Origin of the sequence: Dyella sp. S184 (assembly GCF_009766065.1) — a bacterium.
Taxonomy (GTDB): domain Bacteria; phylum Pseudomonadota; class Gammaproteobacteria; order Xanthomonadales; family Rhodanobacteraceae; genus Rhodanobacter.
On record NZ_LMUE01000003.1, the window covers coordinates 403,126 to 428,019 of the forward strand.

General features: G+C 63.2%; 21 protein-coding genes. 13 read left to right on the plus strand and 8 right to left on the minus strand.

The features are described 5' to 3' along the window. Positions 1-26: 26 nt before the first annotated feature. The 5 genes from lpxB to dnaE all read left to right on the plus strand — a co-directional run bounded on the left by lpxB (position 27) and on the right by dnaE (position 6,732). Complete coding sequence (gene lpxB / locus GSQ75_RS09400) at positions 27-1,241, plus strand: lipid-A-disaccharide synthase (RefSeq protein ID WP_158754332.1); 1,215 nt, start codon at positions 27-29, stop codon at positions 1,239-1,241. Between the two features lie 81 nt (positions 1,242-1,322). After that, positions 1,323-1,916, plus strand: a complete 594-nt coding sequence (rnhB, locus tag GSQ75_RS09405; protein ID WP_158754334.1) for a ribonuclease HII — start codon at positions 1,323-1,325, stop codon at positions 1,914-1,916. 216 nt (positions 1,917-2,132) lie between these two features. Continuing rightward, positions 2,133-2,330: a hypothetical protein gene (locus GSQ75_RS09410; RefSeq protein WP_158754336.1), complete on the plus strand. Its 198-nt coding sequence runs from the start codon at positions 2,133-2,135 to the stop codon at positions 2,328-2,330. A gap of 192 nt (positions 2,331-2,522) precedes the next feature. Beyond that, positions 2,523-3,068: a TlpA disulfide reductase family protein gene (locus GSQ75_RS09415; protein ID WP_158754338.1), complete on the plus strand. Its 546-nt coding sequence runs from the start codon at positions 2,523-2,525 to the stop codon at positions 3,066-3,068. Positions 3,069-3,192: 124 nt separating this feature from the next. Further along, positions 3,193-6,732 (plus strand): DNA polymerase III subunit alpha, encoded by a 3,540-nt coding sequence (dnaE, locus tag GSQ75_RS09420; protein ID WP_158754340.1) that lies wholly within the window; start codon positions 3,193-3,195, stop codon positions 6,730-6,732. A 49-nt stretch (positions 6,733-6,781) separates the two neighbouring features. On the opposite strand, the gene GSQ75_RS09425 is transcribed toward dnaE, so the two are convergent. Beyond that, the gene (locus GSQ75_RS09425) at positions 6,782-7,159 is read right to left on the minus strand and encodes a YajD family HNH nuclease (RefSeq protein WP_158754342.1); all 378 of its coding nucleotides are present in this window, start codon (positions 7,157-7,159) and stop codon (positions 6,782-6,784) included. Between the two features lie 181 nt (positions 7,160-7,340). Here GSQ75_RS09425 and GSQ75_RS09430 point away from each other — a divergent pair, with 181 nt between their 5' ends. The 5 genes from GSQ75_RS09430 to GSQ75_RS09450 all read left to right on the plus strand — a co-directional run bounded on the left by GSQ75_RS09430 (position 7,341) and on the right by GSQ75_RS09450 (position 11,645). Then, the gene (locus tag GSQ75_RS09430) at positions 7,341-8,297 is read left to right on the plus strand and encodes an acetyl-CoA carboxylase carboxyltransferase subunit alpha (RefSeq protein WP_158754343.1); all 957 of its coding nucleotides are present in this window, start codon (positions 7,341-7,343) and stop codon (positions 8,295-8,297) included. Positions 8,298-8,375: 78 nt separating this feature from the next. Then, positions 8,376-9,116, plus strand: coding sequence for an NYN domain-containing protein (locus tag GSQ75_RS09435; protein ID WP_158754344.1), 741 nt, complete (start codon positions 8,376-8,378; stop codon positions 9,114-9,116). A gap of 10 nt (positions 9,117-9,126) precedes the next feature. After that, positions 9,127-10,428 carry a tRNA lysidine(34) synthetase TilS gene (gene tilS, locus GSQ75_RS09440; RefSeq protein WP_158754346.1) on the plus strand — a complete coding sequence of 434 codons (1,302 nt, stop codon included), beginning with the start codon at positions 9,127-9,129 and terminating at the stop codon, positions 10,426-10,428. Positions 10,429-10,504: 76 nt separating this feature from the next. Beyond that, positions 10,505-10,762, plus strand: a complete 258-nt coding sequence (locus GSQ75_RS09445; protein ID WP_158754347.1) for an exodeoxyribonuclease VII small subunit — start codon at positions 10,505-10,507, stop codon at positions 10,760-10,762. Then, positions 10,746-11,645, plus strand: coding sequence for a farnesyl diphosphate synthase (locus GSQ75_RS09450; RefSeq protein WP_158754348.1), 900 nt, complete (start codon positions 10,746-10,748; stop codon positions 11,643-11,645). Before GSQ75_RS09445 ends, GSQ75_RS09450 begins: the two co-directional genes overlap by 17 nt. Before the next feature lie 48 nt (positions 11,646-11,693). Here the strand turns inward: GSQ75_RS09450 and GSQ75_RS09455 are convergent, their stop codons facing one another. From GSQ75_RS09455 to pmbA, 3 genes are all read right to left on the minus strand, one after another. After that, positions 11,694-12,056, minus strand: coding sequence for a DUF805 domain-containing protein (locus GSQ75_RS09455; RefSeq protein ID WP_158754350.1), 363 nt, complete (start codon positions 12,054-12,056; stop codon positions 11,694-11,696). A 282-nt stretch (positions 12,057-12,338) separates the two neighbouring features. After that, positions 12,339-12,779 carry a DUF4870 domain-containing protein gene (locus GSQ75_RS09460; RefSeq protein ID WP_158754351.1) on the minus strand — a complete coding sequence of 147 codons (441 nt, stop codon included), beginning with the start codon at positions 12,777-12,779 and terminating at the stop codon, positions 12,339-12,341. A gap of 113 nt (positions 12,780-12,892) precedes the next feature. Then, the gene (gene pmbA, locus GSQ75_RS09465; RefSeq protein ID WP_158754352.1) at positions 12,893-14,260 is read right to left on the minus strand and encodes a metalloprotease PmbA; all 1,368 of its coding nucleotides are present in this window, start codon (positions 14,258-14,260) and stop codon (positions 12,893-12,895) included. A 105-nt stretch (positions 14,261-14,365) separates the two neighbouring features. Here pmbA and GSQ75_RS09470 point away from each other — a divergent pair, with 105 nt between their 5' ends. Both GSQ75_RS09470 and yjgA read left to right on the plus strand, forming a co-directional pair. After that, complete coding sequence (locus GSQ75_RS09470) at positions 14,366-14,605, plus strand: DUF1653 domain-containing protein (protein WP_158754354.1); 240 nt, start codon at positions 14,366-14,368, stop codon at positions 14,603-14,605. Between the two features lie 29 nt (positions 14,606-14,634). Further along, positions 14,635-15,192, plus strand: a complete 558-nt coding sequence (gene yjgA / locus GSQ75_RS09475; protein ID WP_158754356.1) for a ribosome biogenesis factor YjgA — start codon at positions 14,635-14,637, stop codon at positions 15,190-15,192. A gap of 487 nt (positions 15,193-15,679) precedes the next feature. On the opposite strand, the gene GSQ75_RS09480 is transcribed toward yjgA, so the two are convergent. The 3 genes from GSQ75_RS09480 to tldD all read right to left on the minus strand — a co-directional run bounded on the left by GSQ75_RS09480 (position 15,680) and on the right by tldD (position 19,622). After that, positions 15,680-16,420, minus strand: a complete 741-nt coding sequence (locus tag GSQ75_RS09480; protein ID WP_158754359.1) for a phage Gp37/Gp68 family protein — start codon at positions 16,418-16,420, stop codon at positions 15,680-15,682. Further along, positions 16,417-17,586, minus strand: coding sequence for a three-Cys-motif partner protein TcmP (gene tcmP / locus GSQ75_RS09485; RefSeq protein ID WP_158754361.1), 1,170 nt, complete (start codon positions 17,584-17,586; stop codon positions 16,417-16,419). The genes GSQ75_RS09480 and tcmP overlap by 4 nt, the downstream gene beginning before the upstream one ends. Positions 17,587-18,182: 596 nt before the next feature. Next, the gene (gene tldD / locus GSQ75_RS09490; RefSeq protein ID WP_158754363.1) at positions 18,183-19,622 is read right to left on the minus strand and encodes a metalloprotease TldD; all 1,440 of its coding nucleotides are present in this window, start codon (positions 19,620-19,622) and stop codon (positions 18,183-18,185) included. Positions 19,623-19,756: 134 nt separating this feature from the next. Between tldD and GSQ75_RS09495 the strand changes: the two genes are divergently transcribed. Then, the gene (locus GSQ75_RS09495; RefSeq protein ID WP_158754365.1) at positions 19,757-20,956 is read left to right on the plus strand and encodes a sterol desaturase family protein; all 1,200 of its coding nucleotides are present in this window, start codon (positions 19,757-19,759) and stop codon (positions 20,954-20,956) included. A gap of 11 nt (positions 20,957-20,967) precedes the next feature. On the opposite strand, the gene GSQ75_RS09500 is transcribed toward GSQ75_RS09495, so the two are convergent. Further along, positions 20,968-24,876: a YhdP family protein gene (locus GSQ75_RS09500; RefSeq protein ID WP_256369800.1), complete on the minus strand. Its 3,909-nt coding sequence runs from the start codon at positions 24,874-24,876 to the stop codon at positions 20,968-20,970. Positions 24,877-24,894: the final 18 nt, after the last annotated feature.

Genomic DNA, 24,894 nt, shown 5'->3' on the forward strand with positions numbered 1-24,894 from the left:
TCCGACTTCCTGCAGGAAACATCGATATGCAAGCAGGCGAAGTCTCTACACAAGGTCCAATTATCGCCATCCTCGCCGGCGAGGACTCCGGCGACCAGCTCGGCGCCGATCTGATCGTCTCATTGCGCCAGCATTATCCGCAGGCACGCTTCGTCGGCATTGGCGGCGCCCGCATGCAGGCGCAGGGCTTCGAGTCCTGGTTCGACATCCACGAGCTTTCGCTGTTCGGTTTCAGCGAAGTGATCAGCCACCTGCCGCGACTGCTGCGCCTGCGCAAGAGCCTGGTAGCGCGCCTGCTGAAAGTACGCCCGGCCGTCGTGGTCGGCATCGACGCACCCGATTTCAACCTCGGTGTGGAGCAGCGGTTGAAACAGGTCGGACTGCTGACCGTGCATTACGTCAGCCCGTCGGTGTGGGCATGGCGCGAGAAGCGCGCGGAGAAGATCGGCCGCAGCGCACGCCGCGTGTTGTGCCTGTTCCCGATGGAGCCGGCGATCTACGCAAGGCATGGCATCGATGCCCGCTTCGTTGGTCATCCGCTGGCTGATCGCTTCGCGCTGGTATCCGACCGCGTCGGCGCACGCGACTTTCTGGAGCTACCGCAGCAGGTACCGGTACTGGCATTGCTGCCTGGCAGTCGACTGTCCGAACTGGCGCGGATGGGACAGATCTTCATCGATGCCGCGACCCAGGTCGCCGCCGCACTGCCCGGGCTGCGCATCGTGATCCCGGCCGCCAATCCGCAAGTACATGCCCGGCTCAAGGATCTATTGGCAAAAGGCTCGCACGACGAAGCGGCACCGCTGCTGCTCGATGGCCATGCGCATGAGGCGATGCTGGCCGCCGACGTGGTACTGCTGGCCTCAGGTACCGCCACGCTGGAAGCAATGCTGGCGAAGCGTCCGATGGTCGTTGGCTATCGCGTCGCGCCGCTGAGTTATCGAATCGCACGCGCCATGAAGATGCTGAAAACCGACATCTATTCGCTGCCCAATATCCTGGCGCGCGCCAGCGGGCTCGATGATGACCGGCTGGTACCCGAACTGATGCAGGATGAATGCACCGCCGGGAACCTGGCCGCCGCTACGCTGGCGCTGTTTCGCGACAGTGAGCGCCGCGGCCACATCGTCTCCGCATTCGAGCAACTGCATCAGGCATTGCGTGGCAGTCTGGAGGGGCACGCGGGAGACCGTGCGGCGGCGGCGATTGCCGAGCTGATCGATGAAGAACATGTTGGCTAGGAAGCCAATGGCAAGCCGCCCTCATCCCCCACAAAGGGGACTCCTCATCAATCACAAGCTTCTCCTCAAAGGGGAGAAGCGGTGAGCGCAAACAGTATTTTCGTAGCCGGTGTGGACGAGGCCGGTCGTGGCCCGCTGGCCGGACCGCTGGCCGTGGCTGCCGTGATCCTGGATCCGGAGCGTCCCATCGCCGGACTCAACGATTCGAAGAAGCTCAGCGAAGCCCGGCGCGAGGCACTCTTTCCGCTGATTATCGAACGCGCACTGGCGTTCTGCATCGTGCTGATCGAACCGGACGAGATCGATCGCCTGAACATCTTCCAGGCCACCATGGCCGGCATGAGCCGCGCCGTGGCCGGCCTCAAGCCGGACGCGCACGAAGCATTGATCGACGGCAACAAGCTGCCGAAAGATCTGCCCTGCCGCGGCCGCGCCATCGTTGGCGGCGATGCACTGGAGCCAGCCATCAGCGCCGCCTCGATCCTTGCCAAGGTCAGTCGCGATCGCCTGATGGTGGCGCTGGATGCCGTCCACCCCGGCTACGGTTTTGCGGTGCACAAGGGCTACCCGACGCCTGTGCACTTGGCAGCGCTGCAGCAGCTTGGCCCCTGCGTGCAACATCGGCGCAGCTTTGCCCCGGTGCGACGGCTGCTGGATCAGGCCACCTTGTTCTGATCATGCCTCGCTGAAACCCCTCGGCCTGCGAATAACATGCTCACGCTGTCGCTGCGGATACTTGCTCGTATAGGCCATCCGTCTATGCAACTTTTTCCGGCACTGGCGCATCATTTACTGCAGGAATCACAACATGCACGGACGCGCCAGCAACACCGGCCTGTCCCAGCCGGTCAGCTGCCATCAGCGCACAGATCAGACCGCAGGAGCCCTGCCATGATGCTTCCAGGCAACCGCCCATACATGCCGCCGACGCCGGTCATCACCCCGGCACCCTTGTCGAGCGCACCCGCATCAACCGCTGCCGGCGACAACAATCCGGTACACGCCGATTACAACCTCCTGCCACTTGAGGTGAGCGGACTCGACCATTACGTTGAGCGCGACGACGACGAACGCTTTCATGTCCGCTGATGGTGCAGGCGCGTGCTGGGATCAGAAGGTCACGCCATCCACTGAACGGGTCTGGGGATCATGATCTTTCCGTGTCGATAGCACTCTGTAATAACTGAACCCGCTGATCAGCGTATCCAAGCGTATCCATCGGAGCTTTCGCCACCCCCTTCCTGTTGCTACGCTGCAGGCATCAATCAGGGGATGAATGAAATGCGCAGGATCGCTGCCACACTGCTGGGGCTGATGCTCTGTTTCGCCGCCAGTGCAGAAATGCAGCCCGGCGACACACCGCCGGACGCACTGGGTTCGGCTCTGGGCGGGCCTGCAGTGAGTGTGTCCTCGTTACACGGCAAGGTCGTGGTGATCAGTTTCTGGGCAACCTGGTGCGGCTACTGCATGAAGGAGATGCCGGTACTGGCAGGCCTGCAGACGCTGGCTACCCAGCGCGGCCTGCCGCTGCAAGTCGTGGCCATCGACTCCAAGGAGGACCACGATACGTTCGTGCAAAGCGCACGTGCGCTCAGGAAACGATTGCCGGGGCTGTTGATCACCTGGGATCGAACTGGGGCGATCGGCAAGCCTTATGGCACCGACAAGAGTATCCCCGTGATGGTGATGCTGCATCGCGATGGCACGGTGGCGCATATCCATGTCGGCTACGGCGAAGACATGCTGGACAGCCTGGTGGGCGAGATCAATGACTTGCTCGTTGAACCGCAGCCCATACCCGTCGCCGGAGTCACCGGCAGCCACTGACCATCGACGCGATCCGGCGGCCTGATTCCAGCTGCCGCAATGCATTGCGCAAACCGCACGGAAGTCAATCTTGCCGCTGGCGTGACCGCCGGTTAGCCTGCACAGACTCACCGCGCAAATCTGCATGACCGTCCGCTATACCCACCTGCACCTGCACAGCGAATATTCGCTGGTCGATTCGACTATCCGCATCAAGGCGCTGGTCGCTGCCTGCGTGCGCGACGGTATCCCGGCGGTGGCGTTGACCGACGAATGCAACATGTTCGCGTTGGTGAAGTTCTACAAGGCCTGCAGCGCGGCTGGCATCAAACCGATCGGTGGTTGCGACCTGTTGATTTCCGCACCCGATGACCCGCGTCCGTGGCGACTCACCTTGCTGTGCCAGAACCGCGACGGCTACCTCAATCTCTCCCGACTGGTCTCGCGTGCATGGCAGGAGGGCCAGCACGGCGGCCGGGCGCTGGTCGAGGCCGGCTGGCTGAATGCTGATGCCAGCAACGGGCTGATCGCCCTGCTCGGTCGCGAGAGCGAGGTCGGCCGCATCGCGATGAACCAGGGCACCGAGGCGGCGCTGGCCAAGCTGCGTCCGCTCGTGCGGCTGTTCCCCGAACGGCTGTATCTGGAGCTGACCCGCTGCGGTCGCGACGGCGAGGAAAACTGGAATACCGCCGCGCTCGCGCTGGCCGCCGAACTCGGCCTGCCCGTGCTGGCCAGCAACGATGTGCGCTTCCTGAAACAGGACGACTTTTCGGCGCATGAGGCCCGCGTGTGCATCAACCAGGGCCGCGTACTGGCCGACCCGAAACGCCCGCGCGACTACAGCGACCAGCAATACCTGAAGACGCCCGACGAGATGACCGCGTTGTTTGCGGATATTCCCGAGGCGCTCGAAAACAGCGTCGAGCTGGCCAGGCGCTGCAGTCTGGAGCTGGAGTTCGGCAAGTACTACCTGCCTGACTTCCCGGTGCCCTCAGGCCACGATCTCAACAGTCACATCCGTGAGCTCTCGCGCCAAGGTCTGCGCGAGCGCCTGGGCACGGCGCCACTGGCTGCCGGCCAGACGCTGACCGACTACGAGACGCGACTGGAACGCGAACTCGACGTCATCATCGAGATGGGTTTCCCCGGCTACTTCCTGATCGTTGCGGACTTCATCAACTGGGGCAAGCAGAGCGGCATACCGGTTGGGCCTGGCCGTGGTTCCGGTGCGGGCTCGCTGGTCGCCTGGGCGTTGAAGATCACCGACCTGGATCCACTGCAGTTCAACCTGCTGTTCGAGCGCTTCCTCAATCCCGAACGCGTGTCGATGCCCGACTTCGACATCGACTTCTGCATGGATCGTCGCGACGAGGTGATCGACTACGTGTCGCGCAAGTACGGCCGCGACCGCGTCAGCCAGATCATCACCTATGGCTCGATGGCGGCCAAGGCCGTGCTGCGCGACTCCGGTCGCGTGCTGAGCATGCCGTACGGCCAGGTCGACCGGCTGGCAAAGATGGTGCCGCCGCGGCCGCTCGACCTCACCTTGTCCGATGCACTCGGCCGCTCGGAAAAATCGAAGAAAGAGACCGACCGCGTCGTCAAGGAATTCTGCGAGGCGTACGAGAACGACGAAGACGCCCACGCGCTGATCGACCTGGCCTTGAGCCTGGAAAACCTCACCCGCAACGCCGGCAAGCACGCCGGTGGCGTGGTGATCGCACCGACTCCGCTGACCGACTTCGCGCCGCTGTACTGCGAAGCGGGCGGTGGCGGCGTGGTGACCCAGTACGACAAGGATGACGTGGAAGCGGTCGGCCTGGTGAAGTTCGACTTCCTCGGCCTGCGCACGCTGACCATCATCGACTGGGCGGTGAAGGCGATCAACCTGCGCCGCGCGAAAACCGGCGAAGCGCCGCTGGATATTTCGCAGTTGCCGCTGGACGATCCGAAGCCGTACGAGCTGTTGAAGAAGGCGCAGACCGTCGCGGTGTTCCAGCTCGAATCCTCCGGCATGCAGCGCATGCTGAAGGATGCGAAACCCGACCGCTTCGAGGACATCATCGCGCTGGTGGCACTGTACCGCCCCGGCCCGATGGACCTGATCCCCAGCTTCATCGCGCGCAAGCATGGCCGCGAGGACGTGGAATATCCCGACCCGCGCGTCGAGCCGATCCTGCAAGAGACCTACGGCATCATGGTCTACCAAGAGCAGGTGATGCAGATGGCGCAAATCGTCGGCGGCTATTCGCTCGGCGGCGCCGACCTGCTGCGCCGCGCGATGGGCAAGAAAGACGTCGAGAAGATGGCGAAGGAGCGCGCCAAGTTCCGCGCGGGCGCCGCGAAGGACGGCCTGCCCGGCGACAAGGCCGACACCATCTTCGACCTGATGGAAAAATTTGCCGGCTACGGCTTCAACAAGTCACACGCCGCCGCCTACGCGCTGGTGTCGTACCAGACCGCGTGGCTGAAGGCGCACTACCCCGCCGAGTTCATGGCCGCGACGATCTCGTCGGACATGGACAATACCGACAAGGCAGTGACCTTCCTCGACGAATCGCGCGCGCTTGGCATCATCGTGCAGCCGCCGGACGTGAATGCGTCGGAATACATGTTCGTCGCGATCGAACCAAAGACCATCCAGTACGGCCTCGGCGCGATCAAGGGTGTCGGCCAGGGTGCCTGTGAGGCGATCGCCGCGGAACGCGTGCATGGCGCGTATACCGACCTGGCCGACTTCTGCCGTCGGGTCGACCCGACCAAGCTCAACCGCCGTGTGTTAGAAGCGTTGATCCTGTCCGGCGCACTGGATGCGCTGGCACCGAACCGTGCCAGCCTGATGCTGCAACTGCCGGATGCGATCAAGGCCGCCGAGCAGCATCTGCGCGACAAGCAGTCGGGCCAGAACGACATGTTCGGTGCTGCGATGGGGGCAACCACACCGGTGGTCCACATCAACCTGCCAACCGTGCCGGAATGGCCGCTGGAGCAGAAACTGCAGGGCGAGCGCGACACCCTCGGGCATTACCTGTCCGGCCACCCGACCGACCCGTGGAAGGACGAGCTGGCGCAATTGTCCACCTGCCCGCTCGGCGAGATTGCCGACCGCTACCAGCCGCCGAAACCGCGCAAGAACGACAACGACGACGGCAACCGCTTCCGCCGCGGCCCCGACACGCCGTGGACGGTCGCCGGCATGGTTACCGCCGTGCGCAAGCGTGGCGACAGCGACGCCTTCGTGCGGCTGGAAGATGGCAGCGGCATCATCGAAGTGAGCTTCTTCGGCGAGTTGTACCAGCAGGTCGCCCCCCTGCTTACCCGTGACCAGATGCTGATTGTCGAGGGTGGCTTGCGGATCGACGACTTCTCCGGTGGCGGCTTCCAGTTGCGCGCCCGCAACGCCATCTCGCTGGCCGATGCCTGCCGCAAGCATGCGCGCCTGCTGCAACTGAAATTGAACGGCATCGGTCCCGGCTTCGTCGAGCAGCTGCAACATGCGCTGGCTGGCTATCGCGGCGGCCGCGCCAGCGTGACCCTGCATGGCTATCGCAACAAGGGCGCCCAGGCCGACCTGGAGCTGGGCGAGGACTGGCGCGTGGATGCCATCCCCGAGTTGCTGCGCGCCGTGCGCGCGCTACCTGGCGTGCAGGCCGCGCGACTGCGCATCGTCAAGCAACAGGATTGACCCGCTTTGAGCTTTCCCCTTGCAAAGCCAAGGGGGAGAAGAAAGGCCCTCACTTCTTGCCACGCTCCATCATCGCCTTCAGATCCGCGAACGGGTTGCCGGTGGCGGCCGGCGCATCTTCCGCGTCCATCACGCCTCCGCGCACGTGGTCGATATGCCGCGAGTGTTCGTTGTCGTGGCAATACACGCACAACAGCTCCCAATTGCTGCCATCGGGCGGATTGAAATCGTGGTCGTGATTGCGATGGTGCACCGTCAGTTCCTGCAGGTTTGCGCGGGCGAACTCGCGTGCGCAGCGGCCGCAGATCCATGGATACATCTTCAACGCGCGCTCGCGGTAGCCCAGTTCGCGCTGCTCGGCATTGCGCCGCGCCTCGGCAACGATACGGTCGAGCTTGGCGTTGTCGATGGGTGGTTTGATCGGCATGGTCGGATCCAGCATGAAAGCACTTGTAGGCGCGGACGATAACGCAATCCACGGCCTCGCGGAGAGGCTCGGGACGACGGTTCCAGTGGCGGTCATCGCCAGCTGCAGCCATACGGCGGCGTTCTCGCCTTTTCCTGTGGAACGGTATACTGAGCCGCTTCTGTGCCATGAAATGCAACGAATGAACCCAAACTTCCTCGATTTCGAACAACCCATCGCCGAACTGGACGCGAAGATCGAAGAGCTTCGCCATGCCAGCCATGGCCAGGCGTTCAATATCGACGAGGAAGTCGGCCGGCTGCGCGAGAAGCTGAAGCTCAAGACGAATGAGATCTTCCGCAATCTCAACTCCTGGCAGACCACTCAGCTGTCGCGCCACCCGGCGCGACCGTACACGCTCGACTACATCAGCGTGATCTGCGAGGAATTCCATGAGCTGGCCGGTGACCGCATGTACGCGGATGACGCCGCCATCGTCGGCGGCCTCGGCCGCATCGACGGCCGGCCGGTGGTGATCATCGGCCACCAGAAGGGCCGCAACACCAAGGACAAGGTGCGCCGCAACTTCGGCATGCCACGCCCCGAGGGTTACCGCAAGGCGCTGCGCTTGATGAAGCTGGCCGAGCGCTTCCAACTGCCCTTGCTGACCCTGATCGACACCCCGGGAGCCTACCCGGGCGTCGGCGCCGAGGAGCGCGGCCAGAGCGAGGCGATCGCCCGCAACCTGCTGGAAATGGCCGAACTGAAGGTACCTATCATCTGCACTGTGATCGGCGAAGGCGGCTCCGGCGGCGCGTTGGCGATCGGCGTGGGCGACCGCACGCTGATGCTGCAATATTCGACCTATTCGGTGATCTCACCGGAAGGCTGCGCCTCGATCCTGTGGAAGAGCGCGGACAAGGTGAAGGACGCTGCCGAGGCGCTGGGCATGACCGCGCCACGCCTGCTCGAGCTGGGCCTGATCGACAAGCTGGTGCGCGAGCCGCTCGGTGGCGCCCATCGCAACCCGCGTTCGATGGCGGTGCGCCTGAAGGCGGTGCTGCTGAACCAGCTCGACGAGCTGGAGGCGATGCCGCTCACCGACCTGCTCGAACAGCGCTACAAGCGCCTGCGCAGCTACGGCGCGTATCAGGAATAACCGTCGATACCCACGAGGCAGCTGCCGCGTGCTTGGCGCTACCATCGGCATCACCTCTTCATGCTGTCGGGATACGCCATGGCCCACGACACCACCAAACTTGCCGTGCTGATCGATGCCGACAATGCACGGCCGGCCATTGTCGAAGGCCTGCTCGCGGAGATCGCCAAGTACGGCACCGCACACGTCAAGCGCATCTACGGCGACTGGACCAAGCCCGATCTCAACGGCTGGAAGGAAGTGCTGCTGCGCCACTCGATCCAGCCGATCCAGCAGTTCCGTTACACCGTCGGCAAGAACGCCACCGACTCGGCGATGATCATCGACGCGATGGACCTGCTCTACGCCGAGCGCTTCGACGGTTTCTGCATCGTCTCCAGCGACAGCGACTTCACCCGGCTCGCCTCGCGCATCCGCGAGTCCGGCCGCATCGTCTACGGTTTTGGCGAGCGCAAGACACCGGAGCCGTTCCGCACCGCCTGCGACAAGTTCATCTATACCGAAGTGCTGGCCGGCGCTACCACCGCCGAAACCGAGGCGGCGCCGAAGCAGCGGTCGGCCAAGGAACTGCGTGGCGACTCGCACCTGCTCAATCTGTTGCGCAACGCAATCGAGGCCGCCTCCGACGACACCGGCTGGGCCGGCCTCGGTACGATCGGCAACATCATCAACAAGCAGTCGCCCGATTTCGACTCGCGCAATTACGGTTACGCCAAGCTCAGCGGGCTGATCAAGGGCGTCGGTCTGTTCGATACCGAGGAACGCCTCATCGGCAACGGCAAGCACATCTACGTGCGTCCCCGCATCCCAAAGAAATGAGCGATCCGAAGTGAACGAGGCGCTGCACCAGCACCTGCTTGCCGCTTTGGCGGAAGCGCCTGCAGCACCGCTGTGCGTCGCCTTCAGCGGCGGCCCGGATTCCACAGCGCTGCTGCATGCGCTGGCCCAACTTCCTGCCGCGCGTGCACGGGGCCTGCGTGCACTGCATGTCGATCATGGCCTGCATGCCGACAGCGGTGCATGGGTCGAGCACTGCCGGCGCTTCTGCACCACCCTGGCGCTGCCATGCGACGTACTTCGCGTACAGGTCGACACCGGCAAGGGCGACGGCCTGGAAGCAGCCGCGCGCCACGCACGTTACGACGCACTCGCCACACATCTGGACGAAGGCGAATGGTTGCTGCTCGGCCATCACCGCGACGACCAGGTCGAGACCGTGCTGCTGAAACTGCTGCGTGGCGCCGGCCCGGATGGCCTGGGCGGCATGCGTGCCCTGCGCCCGTTCGGGCCCGGTCAGCTGTGGCGGCCGCTGCTGAGCTTGTCACGACAGCAACTGCGCAGTTATGTCGAAACATACGCGCTGGACTGCATCGACGACCCCTCCAACGCCGACACCCGGCTCGCGCGCAACCACCTGCGCCGCGAGATCCTGCCGCAACTTTTGCGGCATTGGCCGCAGGCGGCGGATTCGATCCTGCACAGTGCGGCACTCAGCCGTGCCGCCGCCAATACCCTACGGACGCAATGGCTGGCGACCTTCGACCAGCTGCACGATCCAGCCAGCGGCAGCCTGGATGCCGCTGGCTGGCTGGCGCAGGATGCGGCATTGCGCGACCCACTGCTCGACCACTGGCTGCATGGCCGCAACCTGCCCGCGCCGACCACCGCGCAGCGCCGACAGATCGAGCGCCAGTGTGGCGCGCGAGCTGGCCAACTGCCTTGCATCCGCTGGGCTGGCGCCGAGCTGCACATCTGGAAAGGCAAGCTGTGGGCGTTACCACCCGAGCCTGCCGTCGCCATCGACTGGCAGGCACCCTGGCACGGCGAGCCGTTGACCCTGATCGACGGTAGCGAGCTGTTGCTGGGCGACCCCGACGCCCGCCTCGCCGAGCCGCTGAGCGTGCGCCTGCGTCAGGGCGGCGAGCGCATCAAACCCGCCGGCGATGCGCATACGCGTGAGCTGCGCCACCTATTTCAGCAGGCTCAAGTGCCACCGTGGCAGCGCAACGTCTGCCCACTGCTGTATGCCGGCGACGAGCTGGTTGCAGTGGCGGGGCGCTGGATCAGTCACCATGGCGCCGCCATTTTCGAGCAGGCCGGCGCCATGCCACGTTGGCGGCCGGCACGCTGATTCAGGTCGCGCCAGGAACCCTCCGCGACCTTGCGCCGATTGATTCCGGGCTGCTGCTGCGTTAGCGTTGCCGGCCATGGCCAAGACCGCTTCCGCATCCAGTAAAAAACCACCCGTCGTCGACTTCGAACACTCCCTCGATGAGCTGGAGCAACTGGTCGCCCGAATGGAGGGTGGCGAGCTGAGCCTGGATGAATCGTTGACCTCGTTCGAGCGTGGCATCGGCCTGTACCGCCATTGCCAGCAGTCGCTGCAACAGGCCGAACTGCGCGTCCGCCTGTTGCTGGATCCCGATGCTCCCGACCACGCCGAACCGTTTGAACCCGAACTCTAAGCTTGGCGCTGCCCTGCAGGCGCTGATCGTCCGTGCCGAACAGGCACTAGAGCGCAGCCTGCCACCGGCCGACCAATCCCCCGCCGACCTGCACAGCGCGATGCGCTACGCCGTACTCGGTGGCGGCAAACGGCTGCGCCCACTGCTGGTATATGCCGCGGCGCACGCACTTGGCGCCGATGATGAACCGCTCGATGCCGCCGCCTGTGCGGTGGAGCTGATCCACGCCTACTCGCTGGTGCATGACGACCTGCCGGCGATGGACGATGATGCCCTGCGCCGCGGCCGGCCGACCTGCCATATCGTGTACGGCGAGGCGATGGCGATCCTTGCCGGCGACGCGTTGCAGGCGCTGGCGTTCGAGATCCTCGCCGACGATGCAAGGCACCAGCTTGATACGGCTACCGTCATGGCGATGTTGCACCTGCTCGGACGCGCCTGCGGCGCCGAAGGCATGGCCGGTGGCCAGGCACTCGACCTGGCTGCGGTCGGCCGCAAGCTGACGCTGGCCGAACTGGAGCTTATGCATGCGTGCAAGACCGGCGCGCTGATCCGCGCCTCGGTGCAACTGGGCGCGCTTGTTGCCGGTGCCGACGCCAGCGCGCTACTGGCGCTGGACAACTATGCCCATGCGGTCGGCTTGGCATTCCAGGTACGCGATGACATCCTGGACGTGGAAGGCGAGTCGGCGGTGATCGGCAAGACCGCCGGCAAGGACGCCGCTGCGGACAAGCCCACCTTCCCCTCGATCATCGGCCTCGACGCCTCGCGCGCCCGGCTGACTGAGTTGACCGAATCCGCACTTGACGCGATCGCACCATTCGGTGAGCGGGGCTCGCTGCTGGCGGAGCTGGCGCGTTACGTCACCCATCGCGTGCATTGAAAAGGGCGGCTTGCGCCGCCCTCATTCAAACCCGAACTGCAAGCCGAATCAGGCCACGCTTTCCTTCGGGTCGGCACCGTACTGGTTGGCGGCCTGGTCGCCGGGGATCGCAAACAGCACGATGATCCAGATGGTACCGATCACCGGGATCAATGCAATCAGCCACCACCAGCCGCTACGGCCGGTGTCATGCAGACGACGCACGCCCACCGCAATACCGGGCACCAGTACCGCCAGGCTATACAGCGTATAGAGCACCGGAAAGCCGATGGCCCTGCCGATCAAATACACCACGATGGCAATGATCAGGTTGACCAGAAGGAACATCCAGTACTCGGTTCGCCGTGCACGCCCCTCGAAGTCCGCGTAATGGTTCTTGATGCACTTCAGATACCAGTCAAAGAAACCCATGAGTCTTTCCCCTTGCCTATGGATTGATTCCCACTCCCGCGAACGGGATCCCCTTGCCTTCGTCTACACCCCTGAATTCATGCCACGGTCGCCGCATCGGCTGACCGGAGAAAACTTGCCGAGTCTATTGGAAACAGACCGCATTACGCCATCCGATGCCTACGCCAAATGGATGGCTTCTCTGCCCGGTTCTCCGGCCGCCCATGACCCTTCGGCAACTCGCTGGCCCGTGCAACAAAAAAGCAGCCTATCGGCTGCTTTTTTGTTGCACGGAAGGTCGGACTACTTGATCAGCCGCAGCGTGAACGGATACCGGTAATGCACGCCCTCATTCGCCTTGATGGCTGCGATGATGGTCAATACCAGCCACGCGATCCCGATGATTATCCACAATGGAATGGCGATGAACAGGCCAATGCCGAAGGTCATGATCGACAACAGCAGCAGAACCAGGAACGCAATCGCCACCGTGATATTGAAGTTCAGCGCCTCCTTGCCCTGGTCATTGACGAACGGCATGGTGTCCTTCTTGACCAGCCAGATGATCAGCGGACCGATGAAACAGCCCCAGCCATGACCGAAAGGACCGGTGACAATGGCACCGATCAGCGCGGACAGATGCGCGAACATTGCCCACTGGCGCTCTCCGACCGAAGGTGCCCCTACCAAGGGCGGCTCGCTGGGCGGCGTGGGCGGAACGACGGACTCGGGTGGAACGCTCATGCGTATCTCCTCAAGATCGACAGATCGCCGGCCCGGCGCCGGTTTCGTGGATGCTAGCAAGCCCTGACCGGCTTGCCGAGTGAACTTACGGCACGGTTGGCGCCTTCGGCGACCTACTCGCCAGCCACCGTCATCCGCTCCAGCAGGATCGAACCGGTGAGGAGGTGCGAACGCGGATCGACATCCGTACCCACCGCCACGATTCCCGCGAACATCTCGCGCAGGTTCGCCGCGATGGTGATCCCTTCCACCGGATAGGCAATCTGGCCGTTCTCGACCCAGAAGCCGGCCGCGCCACGTGAATAGTCGCCGGTGAGCGTGGACACGCCCTGTCCCATCACTTCCGTCAGCAACAGGCCCGTACCCATGCGCTTCAGCAGGCCGGCGAAATCATCCTGCGAATGATCTGCACTGCCGGATTCGACGATCAGGTTGTGGATGCCGCCGGCGTTGCCGGTCGATTCCAGCCCCAGCTTGCGCGCCGAATAGCTACCCAGCACGTAACGCGCCAGCACACCGCCTTCGATCAGGGCGCTATCACGGGTCGCCACGCCCTCGGCGTCGAAGCTGCTGGAGCCCTGCCCGCGCATCAGCTGCGGCCGCTCCATGATGTTCAACCACGACGGCATGACCGATTTGCCGACGTGGTCGAGCAGGAAGCTGGCCTGGCGGTACAGCGCACCGCCGCTGACCGCGCCGAGCAAATGGCCGATCAAGCCACGTGCCAGCTCCGGCACGAACAGCACCGGGCACTGCCGCGTCGACAGGCCGCGCGCGCCCATCCGCGCCAGCGTACGTTCGGCTGCCTTGTCGCCGAGCGCCTTGGCACTCATGAAATCGCCCGCCGCGCGCACGCTGTCGTACCAGTAATCGCGCTGCATGCCGTCCTCGTCGCCGGCGATCAGCGCCAGTGACAGCGAATGCCGCGTACCACGCTCGCGCCCGACGAAGCCGTGCGAGTTCGCATACACCGACAGGCCCTGCCCGGCCTGCACGCCGGCACCATCGGAGTTGCTGATACCGGCATGCGCGCGGCCGGCATCCTCGATCTCGATGCCCAGCTCGATCGCACGCGTGGTGTCGATGTCCCATGGATGCCACAGGTCGAGATCGGGAAAGGATGTCGCCATGCGAGCAGCGTCGGCCAGACCCGCTGCCGGATCGGCCTCGGTATAGCGCGCGATCGCGCAGGCCTGGTCCAGCGTGGCCTGGATCGAATCCGGATGCAGGTCGGCGGTGCTGGCCGAACCCTTGCGTTGTCCGAAGTACACGGTGAGGCCGAAACCACGGTCACGCGTGTGCTCGACCGTCTCCACTTCGCCCATCCGCACGTTGACGCTCAGCCCGGTGTCGATGCTGGCGGCCACCTCGGCCTGGCTGGCACCGGCGGCGCGGGCGCGGCGGATCACGTCCTCGGCGAGCTCGGCCAGTCGGTCGAGTTCCTGAAGGCTGCGATCCTGGCTGATGACAACTTCGCTCACGTTGGGCTTTCCTGGGGGTTAGACGGGTAGAATAAGCGGTTCGCGACCGCTGGACCTTCGAAATGGGGCCGCGGCGACGAAATGCAAAGAGCTGCGGAGAACGCCATGCAACTGACCGCCGGCATCTATCGCCACTACAAGGGCCAGCGCTACCGTGTGCTGGGTACCGCCCATCACAGCGAAACCCTGGAGCCGCTGGTGGTCTATCAGGCGCTCTACGGCGATCACGGCCTGTGGGTACGCCCGGCAGCAATGTTCAGCGAAACCATCGAACTGGATGGCGAGCCGATCGCCCGTTTCGCGCTCGAACAGGCCGAAACGGCCAATGACGACGACCACACCTGATCCACGATCCATCTTCTGGAATTGAAACCGTGAGCCCGAGCCGCAGCCGCAATCAGTACGAACTCGATGATGAAGAGGATTACGGCCCCAGCCGTACCCAGCAGCGCCGCGACGCACTCGCCGTGCTGGTATTGGCGCAGCAACTGGTCGATCTGCAACCGAGCCGACTGGCCAAGCTCGCGCTGCCGGACGACGTGCGCCACGAGATCGATGTCACCCGCCGCACCCCTTCCCACGGCGCGAAGAAACGCCAACTCGCCTTCCTCGCCAAGGTCATGCGCCGCTACGGTGACGATGACTTCGCCGCCGTGCGCGCCGAACTCGGCGAGAACCGCGAGAAGCAGCGCCAGGAAAACGCCGCGATGCATCGCCTCGAAGCGATGCGCGATCGTTTGATCGCCGAGGACGAGGGCGCGTTGTCTGAATTGATCGCCGAGCATCCGCAGGTCGATCGGCAACATCTGCGGTCGTTGGTGCGGCAGGCGCGCATCGAGAAAGACGTTCCGAACAAGCCGCCGAGGGCGTATCGGGAGATTTTTCAGTTGTTGAAGGATCTGGCGAAGCCGGACGATTCGGCCGAGGCCTGAGTGATCCGCGGCACCTTGCGCGGTGCGCTTACTCGCTCCAGCGAAGACTATAGACCCTTCCAGAGTCGTCATTCCGGCGTAGGCAGGAATCGCTTCTGCTTTAGCTCATCATTCCGGCGAACGCCGGAATCGCCTCTAGTTTAGCTCGTCATTCCGGCGAAGGCCGGAATCGCCTCTGCTTTAGCTCGTCATTCCGGCGAAGGCCGGAATCGCCCCTGCTTTAGCTCGTCATTCCGGCGAAGGCCAGAATCGCCTCTGCACTTTGGAGCTTTACAGCCAAGAGCTTTCGCCCTCCTTCGGAGGCCGAGTTACTTTCTCTTTGCGTGGCCAAAGAGAAAGCTAACCAAAGAGAAAGGCCACCCCGCTTGGCGCTTGCCGCACAGGGGCCCCGGTAGAGCAGCGGGCCATCGTGGCCCGCACTCTTCAGAAGAGCCAGAGCACAAACAGAACACCGTCAGCTCCCGGATTACGATCCTTGACTCGCATATCAGCCGTAGGCGGGCATTCCATCCCAGGTGCGGCCATCCATTATTCGGCCATTTGCCTTCTTGGAGTGATGCTCCCCGTTCGCATTGAATGCACCCCACTGCTTGAAAAAGAACTGCACACTCTGCTCTTCGCACTGCCTTTGCACATTACGTACCCAAGCTTCCTTCATAGGGCGCGCTCCCGCTCCTGATTCGCCGCCAACAATCACCCAGTGGATGTCCGTGAGATCTAATTCGCCTACGTCCTCAAGCAAAGGCTCAACACTTAGGAATCGGATGGCCGCAGGAACTTGGCGTAGAAAATCGATGCGCGGAACGCCATGGCGTTTGTTCTCAACGGAGACACCTAGCCAAATATGTTTCGGAATCCGCCTTTCAAATGCATAGTCGAGCAATCGCTCAGCTCGCTTCGTGAGGACTTGAAAAGTGTGCTGTGGGCATCGGCACATGACGTCGAAGACACGATCTATGAACGATTCCGGTATTTGCGTATGAAAAAGATCACTCATCGAGTTGACGAAATACACGGTCGGCTTTGATCGCTTAAGAGGCTCGTCTAAACGGTTAGGCAAGGTTCGAACTTTGCGGAAGCCCTGCTCGTAACCCGGAGTACCCATAGCTTGAAGACGTCGCGCCATCGTCTCCGCGTAACAATGTTTACAACCCGCGCTGAGCTTGGTGCAGCCAACAACAGGATTCCAAGTGCTTTCGGTCCATTCGATCCGCGACTTCGTCGTCATACTAGCCTCTTCAATCGCTCGGTCTTGTCAAAATTCACACCGTTTTTAGAACGCGCTCGCTTCATGTCGAGATTCACGATCACGCCCTGCTTTTGTAAGTTCAAAAGCCCTCGTTGCAATTCTCCGATGAAGCAATTGTTGCGCTCTATCATTTCAGCCATCTCAGGCTGACCAATGCACATCTCACATCCTGCGACCGGCAAGAGTTCCAACCAAGGCTGCTCAAGCGCTTCTTGTCCAGCCTCTGAAGGAGCGTCCTGATCTGAGAATAGGTCACCATTCCCCGTCTTCTTCTCTCTGCGTTGCTGTATTACACAAAACCTCACGGATTGTTGTGTTTCGTGTGCTTTCTCGCTTGCCTCAGCGAACTTGATGACTCCCAAGTCATGATGGGTAACGTGAACCAGAAAATATTTGGAAGTAGTCGAGCCTGGATATTGAACTGGAAAACTGACGCTTCTGGTTCGCTCCGCACCACTTGCAACCGAAGATTCAACCAACCTTTTACGATACAGATTCAACAACCAGCACTCCCTATCCGGATCTCCCGCTAAAGGAGCCTCCGCCAGTCCTTCACCAAAAATTTCCTTCAGGTTGCTCAGTTGAGCCGCCTCATGCTGGTGTCCCACGGCCATGGATAGAAATTTCCACATGTAGTTGATCAGCACTTCGACGCGGCGCTTTTTCAACAACGGTGCTAATGCCGATGGCGAAATGATCCCCTTCCAGCCCAGCGGATCAATCAACACAAACGCAAAATCTGAACCGATGAAATCAGCAATTCGAGTCACGCAATTTTGAAAGTCATCATGCCATGCACTGATATTGAATTCGGGACCTTTCTCATTTGCAACGAAGACTTCCAGCTTCGCAAATGCAGCCGGGCTCTTCTCGATAAAAAGTGCATCAAAGCGAACTCGTTTATGCAGTTTTTCCTCAAGCTGTTCTTGGCAGGCTCGCATGATGCGAACCGCTTGCCCGAATGACGTATCTCGGTAGTCATCCGTCGCAGACTCCCACGGTCCTGCGAAGGCATCGACATACACGATACGCGGACAGTGTTGCCCCAGAATCATGACGAAGCGTTGGAGATAAGCCGAGAGCAGCTGATGTTTTACGAACCCTTGCTCTCGGCCAGCATACGGTACGAGATCACTTTGCTTCATTCGCCCACTCCTTGCGAATCAGAAGAACTGGTCAAACAGCGACGCACGCAGGCCCTAACTGCGTCGTATCCGACCATTGAGGTCAGCCCTTAGCCTACAGTCGATGTTATCTCACAAGCATTCCGTGACCTTCTCTCTCGCAACCGCGAAGCGGTTGCGTACCGAGTGCGGGCCAGGATGGCCCGCTGCTCTACCCGGGGCCCCTGTGCGGCGGTGAGACGGGGACGACAGGCCGCGAAGCGGGAGTCGACAGGGAGGTCGACTCCTTTTCGTCAGGACAGGAGTCCTGTCGAAAAGCCCGGCGCCGGCTCACGGACTTGCCGGGCATGGATGCCCGGCAAGCGCCAAGCGGGGTGGCCTTCTCTTTTGGTTACTTTTCTCTTGGCCACGCAAGAGAAAAGTGACTCGGCTGCCGCAGGCAGACGAAAGCTCCTCGCTCTAGATACCAGAGCGTAGAAGAGCAAATGCGATTCCGGCCTTCGCCGGAATGACGACTGGTGGGGGCTGATGCGGCCTTCGCCGGAATGACGACTGGTGGGGGCTGATGCGGCCTTCGCCGGAGTGACGACTGGGAGGGTCGAAACAAATACCCGGACTTATGACGCCGTGCCGCCCACCGTCATCGAATCGATCTTCAGCGTCGGCTGACCCACGCCCACCGGCACACTCTGCCCATCCTTGCCGCAAACACCCACGCCCTCATCCAGCGCCAGATCGTTGCCGATCATCGAGACACGATTGAGCACTTCCGGTCCGGAGCCAATCAACGTAGCTCCCTTCACCGGCCGCGTAATCCGACCGTCCTCGATCAGATACGCCTCGCTGGCCGAGAAAGTGAACTTGCCATTGGTGATGTCGACCTGGCCACCGCCGAAGTTGGGCGCATACAAACCCTTCTTGACCGAGCGGATGATCTCCTGCGGATCGTGTGATCCTGCCAGCATGTAGGTGTTGGTCATGCGCGGCATAGGCAGCGACGTGAATGATTCGCGCCGGCCGTTGCCGGTGGGCGCCATGCCCATCAGGCGCGCGTTGAGCTTGTCCTGCATGTAGCCCTTGAGGATGCCATCCTCGATCAGCGTGGTGCACTCGGTGGGCGTGCCCTCGTCGTCGATGCTGAGCGAGCCACGACGACCCGGCAACGTGCCGTCATCGACGATGGTGACGCCCTTGGCAGCGACGCGCTGGCCGATGCGGCCGGAAAACGCGGAGCTGCCCTTGCGGTTGAAGTCGCCTTCCAGGCCGTGGCCAATCGCCTCATGCAGCAGCACGCCGGGCCAGCCCGGGCCGAGTACCACGGTCATGCTGCCGGCGGGTGCATCGACGGCGTCGAGGTTTACCAGTGCCTGGCGCACTGCCTCGTCGGCGAACGCCAGCGCGCGGCCATTCTCGATCAGCTCGCGATAACCGTAGCGACCGCCGCCGCCGGAATTGCCCTGCTCGCGCCGGCCATTCTGTTCGGCGATCACCTGCACGCTGAGCCGCACCAGCGGGCGCACGTCGGCGGCAAGCGTGCCGTCGGAGGCGGCGATCAGGATCGTGTCGATGGTGGCGGCCAAGCTCACGATCACCTGCTTCACGCGCGGGTCGCGCGAGCGCGCATATGCATCGACCTCACGCAGCAGCGCGATCTTGTCCGGGTTCGGCAGGCTCTCGACCGGGTCGATCGCCGGATACAGCTGGCGCGCGCCGTTCAGGGCCAGCGGCTTGCCGGCACCGTTGCCATCATGCGCGATCGCGCGCGCGGCTTTCGAGGCTTCCAGCAGCTGCGGCAGCACGATCTCGTCGGAATAGGCGAAGCCGGTCTTCTCGCCGCTGATCGCGCGCACGCCCACACCCTGCTCGATCGAATGGCTGCCATCCTTGACGATGCCCTCCTCCAGCAACCACGACTCGCTGCGTGAATGCTGGAAGTAGAGATCCGCGGCGTCGATCGACGGCCCCATCAGTTGGGTGAACACGCGGTCGAGGTCGCCGGTGGCGATGCCACCCGGGGTGAGCAACTTGCTCTGCGCTAGTGCGATCAGGGAATCCATGGAGTTTCGTTCGTCTACGGTCGATCTGGAACTATCCCATATGGGGCTACCGCCGGCTGCTTTAAAGCGTTGGCAAGGATGTGTGAGCTACCATGCATGGCAGCACAAGCCGGCGTCGAAGGGGAAGTCACAGCATGAGCGAACAATCCAGGCACGGGGCGGCCCGCGAGGCCATCGGTCGTGCGGTGAAGGCGCCGGTCGCGGAAACCCGCGCGTTGCTGCATGACGACGGCGAAATGAAGCCGGGGCTGGGCTGGATAAGCAGCACGATAGCGCTGTCACTGGGTTTCCTGTGCCTGCTGGCGGTACTGGCGTTCCACTTTCCGCAATACCTGACCACACCGGACCTGCGCCACAAGTATTCGGTCGACGTGCTGCGCCAAGTGTTGCTGGTTGGACTGCTGGTCGCCGGCGGCATCTCGCTGGGCAATCTCGTGCTCAACCGCCAGCGCAACCTCAATATCGTGGCGTTCCTGCTGGTGTTCGCGGCGGTCGCGCTGGGAGGCTCGCGCGTGCCGGTGGGCAACTTCCCCGATCACACACCGTATATCGGGCTGGACTGGTTCATCCTCGACCTGCTCGGCTCCACGCTGATCTTCGTGGTGATCGAGAAGCTGTTTCCGCTGTACAAGGGGCAAGCGATCTTCCGCAAGGAATGGCAGACCGACCTGAAGCATTTCGCGGTGAACCACTTCATCGTCGGCCTCGCGCTGCTGACGGTGAACTTCCTGCTGCACCACCTGTTCGGCTGGCTGGTCAGCAGCCACTTCCAGCAGACCGTGCGTGACATCCCGTTCCTGCCGCAGCTGCTCTTATGCGTGCTGGTCGCTGACATGGCGCAGTACTGGACGCACCGCGCGTATCACGAGGTGCCGTTCCTGTGGCGCTTCCATTCCGTGCATCACAGCGTGAAGACGATGGACTGGCTGGCCGGCTCGCGCCAGCACATGCTGGAGCTGATCTTCACCCGTGTCTGCGTGCTGGCGCCGCTGTACATCCTCGGTTTCAGCGAGGCGGCGATGAACGGTTACATCCTGATCGTCGGCTTCCAGGCGGTGTTCAACCACGCCAACGTGCATTTGCCCTGGGGACCGCTGCGCTACGTGCTGGTGACGCCGGATTTCCACCACTGGCACCATGCCTCCGATGACGAGGCAATCGACAAGAATTACGCCGCGCACTATGCGTTTCTCGATTACCTGTTCGGCACCGCCGTGAAATCGAAGAAAACCTTTCCGGAACGCTACGGCGTGGTCGGCGACTACATGCCGGATGGCTTCATCAAGCAGCAGATGTTTCCGTTCCGGCGGCGCCGTTCAACCACGGAATCCTGAGCCTAGCTCCCTCAGCGGCTGCCCGCGCTGCCGGCCGGCGCAGGGGCGGCCAGCGGCGGCGGCACACTTGAGGCGGGTACCGGCATGAGTGACGGCGCGGCCAGCGGTGGCTTGAGCTGGATATCGCGCTTCTCCACCAGGGTCATCACCGGTTTATCCCAGGTGCCGGTGATGTGGTAGCGCCGGATCGCCGCATGATTCAGGCCCTTGCCGAGCAACCCCTGCACGGCAAACCCGGCCGCCGCACCGATCGGACCACCCACTACCGCACCGACGATGGGCAGGCTGTTGCCGACATGTGGGGTCTCCAGCATCTGCTGGTCGTAGTCCTTTGCACGCAGGCCCGTGCGCCCGGTGATGCGTATGTTCGCCGCCGGACCATTGATCTCCATATTGCTGGTGGTGGCATCGCCATTGGCAAGCTTGAAATCACCGGTAATCGAATCGAACGCAAACCCCTTGCCGAACACGTCGCCGAAATCCAGGCTGAGCCGACGCGGCAATTCGCCCAGTGAGACGAGCCCAAGCAGGCGCCCCGCACCGGGCGATGCATCCGGGATGCGGCCGTCACTGACGTGGATGCTCAGGGTGCCGTCCATTGTCGCCAGCGACAGCGCCATGGGTGAGCCGGGCCAGCTTGCGTCGAGCTGGTTCTGCGTCTTGCCGCCTTGCACCAATCCGTCATAACCCAGGGCGGTCAGCATCGCACCAAGGTCCCCGGCCGAAAAACTGATCTTCATGTGCGTATGGCTGTCGATGGCGCTGCCGTTCCAGTCGCCGCTGGCATTGATCTGTACCTGGCTGGACAGCGCGCGCAGTTGCTCGATGTGCTGTCCATTGGCTGTTGGCCAGGTTTCCAGGCGCACCTCGCCAAGCTTCGCATCACCGATGCGCAGGTCACTCACCCACAGATGGAAGGGCGGCAGTGCAGCCGGATTGATACCGGTATTGGCGGGATTGCCCGTGGGTGAGGGCGCACTCGCGGCAACCGGAGCCACCGTGCCGGCCGGCGGGGGCGGGCTCTTCGGCCAGTACAACCGTTGCAGTCGCGCGGTGATGCCACGCTTGCTCAGGTCCTGCGTGGGTACGCTGAAATTGCCGGCGAGCGCGGCGCCGTCCACGTCCATACTCAGCATGTCGGCTTGTGGCGTAGCCTTGATCTTCATCGCCCCCACCGCTTGGCCGAACAACTGTGCCTGATCGGTAGTGACGTCGATGCTTTCCAGCCCCGGGCCGTTGCCACCGCTGCCGGCAGCGGCGCGTTGCACCCAGCCGGTGACATCCAGTTCGCTGGCATGGCCGCGAATGCGCAGGTCGCGCGCCGGCAACACATCCGGCATCTGGTTGCCGAACGCGAGGGTGGCTGCCAGCGGCTGTTTAGAATCCGCGCTGGCCAGGCGGAAATGCCCGCGCATCACCTGCCCCAGTGCCACCTGCAGATCGCTGCCGCTGACCGGCAGGCCCATCGTCATGTGCAGTGGCAGGCTTACCGATGCCGCCTTGTCCAGCGGTGCCGGCAGATTCAGGGTTGTCCCGCTCAGCGGCGAGTCGATGGTAAGGGTCTGCGCCAGCGCGTCCTGGCCGGCAACTTTCGCAATCGCGAAGCCGATGCTGAAATCGCTGCGCCCGCCGGCCAGCTGGCCCAGCCAGTCCAGCGACGGATAGTCCTGCACCAGTTCGGCTACCTTGTAGCTGCCTTGCAGTTGCGCCGAAAACACGGTGTTCGGAGCGCTATTGGCCCCGGCGATCGCCAGTTGCAGTTTGGACGGCTGGCCGCGAAAACCCGCATTCAATGCAGTGGCCTGCATCCCATGCAGGTCGAAGCTCAACGGCCCGTTGATCTTGTCCAGTTTGAGGTTCCACACCGGCGCGCTGAGGTCGGCATCCTGGAGTTGGGCAGTGCCGCTGAGCTGGGCGTCCTGGATCTTTTTCAGCGGCAGGCTCAGGTGGAAATCGAAGCTGCCGGTGCCCCCCAGATTCAGCTTGGCCAGCGTGTCGGCCTGATGGATGCCGATCGGGCTCTTGCTCACGAAGTTCATCAGGCTGGCACCGCTGCCGCTGCCTTGCACGTTGAGGTCGAGCAAGCCCTCGCCGAAATCGGGGATCAACGCGACGGCCTTGTCCGCCTTCACGCCGAGCGACTGACCACCGCTGGCTTCGATCAACATACCGCTGTTGACGAAGCTGGCCACCGCGTTGACGCCTTCCGCGTGCGGCCACGCATCACCGTAGTCGAGCGTGAGGTCACTGATCTGCGCATGCGCCTCGAAGCGGCCTTCGTTGTGATGGAACGGCCAGTCAGCCAGGTCGCCACGCACCAGCACCTGCGCCTGATCGATGTGGCCAGCCACCAAGGCCCGGTCCAGCCACGCGACGGTGCCCGGTGGCAACAAGCTTGGCCAGAACAGCTTGGCTGCCGGCGCGTCGGCTTGATCCACTGAGGCATACAAATCCAGGAACGGAGCGCCGCCCTGCGCCGGCAGGATCGCCTCGCCACGAGCCTGGCCGCCGTAGCCCGCACCGACGAAATCGAGTGTGTCGGCACCGATATGCCAACCGTCGTCCTGTGACCAGAACGCCAATGTGCCTGTCAGTTTCAACAGCACGAATGGCTGGCGGAACAGGTGTGGAAACTGCAGCGTGGCGAGCTGATCGGGCAGTTCCAGCGAAACCGCCTCGGCATCGCCACGCAACTCGCCATGCAGATCGCCCACGCCTGGCAGTTTGCCGACCGGGTCGATGCCCAGATCCTTGAAGGTCACATCTGCCGCGCTCAACCCGCTGGCTTGACTCCACTGCAACGCGACCGTGCTCAGGTCGCCGCGCGGATGTCCGCCGCCGAGCCACTGCGCCAGGCCCGGTGGCACGTCCGGCGCCAACGCCAGCCATGGCAGTAGCGGGGCCAGCTGCAGCTCACGCGCGGCGACGCCGACGCTGAGCTGTGGGCTGCCAGGTTGATGCAGGCTGAGCGCCAGCGCACTGCCGTCGTCGCCGGCCCAGCGCACATCGTAGCCATCCTTGGTCTGTCGCATCCCAGCCAGTCCATGCAGGCTCGGCACGCTGGCCGTGGCGCCGGCCGGCGAAGTCACTGCCAGCGCGTCCAGATCGAAGCGGATCAGGCTGTTGGTCAACTGGCCTTTGTGCCAATCCAGCCATGCGGACAATCGACCATGGCCTTGATCGGCCGTATAGCCGCCCATATCGATGCCGTCCAGCAACGGCTTGAGCTCGACATCGGCGGCGCCCAACCAGATCTGGCCGTTGCTGCCGTCGTCACGGAAGCGACCAGCCGTGCGCAAGGCGGTGTCCACGCCACCACGCTGCAACCGGCCGCCGAAGCGGATCTGACTGCCCTGCCGGCTCAGTCGCAATTGCGGGGCTAGCAAAATGTAGTGCTTGCCGCGGATGGCGTCGGTGATATCCAGCCGCAGGTCCTCCAGCCACAGATCCAGTGAAAGCCGACCCGGCGAGAACGGTTGCTTGTTGGTGCCACCGGCGACGCCGATGCCGTTGATGTGCCAGCCAGCGGCGTCCCGTGCCAGATCCAGTTGCAGGCCACGCACGTGCAGGTTAAGCAGGTGCCGCGTCGGCAGCAGCCAGCCGCCGAAATCCAGTTTCAGTTCGGACTCCGGGAGCTGCAGCACGGTCCCTTGCTCGCCAGGCGCTGTTCCCACCGTCACGTTGTGCATGATGAACAGCGGACCGGACGGTGCCCAGCGTCCTTCCATGGAAGTGAACGTGACTGGCCGCTGTATGCGCTGGCTGAGCTGAGCAGCCACCCACGCCGGATGCCTCGCCAGCAGCGGCAGCAGCAGTTGCGCCAACGCCATCAGCACGGCCAGCAGGATCACCGTGACGCCGGCAACCCAGCCCAGTGCACGGGCGCAAAAATGCGGCCATCGCAGCCACCGATTGTTCACGCGCGGCGATCCAGACGG

What these genes read in the sequence shown, in the direction of transcription:
- tcmP (WP_158754361.1), bottom strand. Translation starts at nt 17,586, where the DNA reads ATGAAGCAAAGTGATCTCGTACCGTATGCTGGCCGAGAGCAAGGGTTC.
- GSQ75_RS09455 (WP_158754350.1), bottom strand. Translation starts at nt 12,056, where the DNA reads ATGGGTTTCTTTGACTGGTATCTGAAGTGCATCAAGAACCATTACGCG.
- GSQ75_RS09445 (WP_158754347.1), top strand. Translation starts at nt 10,505, where the DNA reads ATGGCCAAGACCGCTTCCGCATCCAGTAAAAAACCACCCGTCGTCGAC.
- GSQ75_RS09460 (WP_158754351.1), bottom strand. Translation starts at nt 12,779, where the DNA reads ATGAGCGTTCCACCCGAGTCCGTCGTTCCGCCCACGCCGCCCAGCGAG.
- GSQ75_RS09425 (WP_158754342.1), bottom strand. Translation starts at nt 7,159, where the DNA reads ATGCCGATCAAACCACCCATCGACAACGCCAAGCTCGACCGTATCGTT.
- GSQ75_RS09430 (WP_158754343.1), top strand. Translation starts at nt 7,341, where the DNA reads ATGAACCCAAACTTCCTCGATTTCGAACAACCCATCGCCGAACTGGAC.
- dnaE (WP_158754340.1), top strand. Translation starts at nt 3,193, where the DNA reads ATGACCGTCCGCTATACCCACCTGCACCTGCACAGCGAATATTCGCTG.
- GSQ75_RS09435 (WP_158754344.1), top strand. Translation starts at nt 8,376, where the DNA reads ATGGCCCACGACACCACCAAACTTGCCGTGCTGATCGATGCCGACAAT.
- GSQ75_RS09415 (WP_158754338.1), top strand. Translation starts at nt 2,523, where the DNA reads ATGCGCAGGATCGCTGCCACACTGCTGGGGCTGATGCTCTGTTTCGCC.
- GSQ75_RS09410 (WP_158754336.1), top strand. Translation starts at nt 2,133, where the DNA reads ATGATGCTTCCAGGCAACCGCCCATACATGCCGCCGACGCCGGTCATC.
- tldD (WP_158754363.1), bottom strand. Translation starts at nt 19,622, where the DNA reads ATGGATTCCCTGATCGCACTAGCGCAGAGCAAGTTGCTCACCCCGGGT.
- GSQ75_RS09480 (WP_158754359.1), bottom strand. Translation starts at nt 16,420, where the DNA reads ATGACGACGAAGTCGCGGATCGAATGGACCGAAAGCACTTGGAATCCT.
- lpxB (WP_158754332.1), top strand. Translation starts at nt 27, where the DNA reads ATGCAAGCAGGCGAAGTCTCTACACAAGGTCCAATTATCGCCATCCTC.
- GSQ75_RS09495 (WP_158754365.1), top strand. Translation starts at nt 19,757, where the DNA reads ATGAGCGAACAATCCAGGCACGGGGCGGCCCGCGAGGCCATCGGTCGT.
- GSQ75_RS09470 (WP_158754354.1), top strand. Translation starts at nt 14,366, where the DNA reads ATGCAACTGACCGCCGGCATCTATCGCCACTACAAGGGCCAGCGCTAC.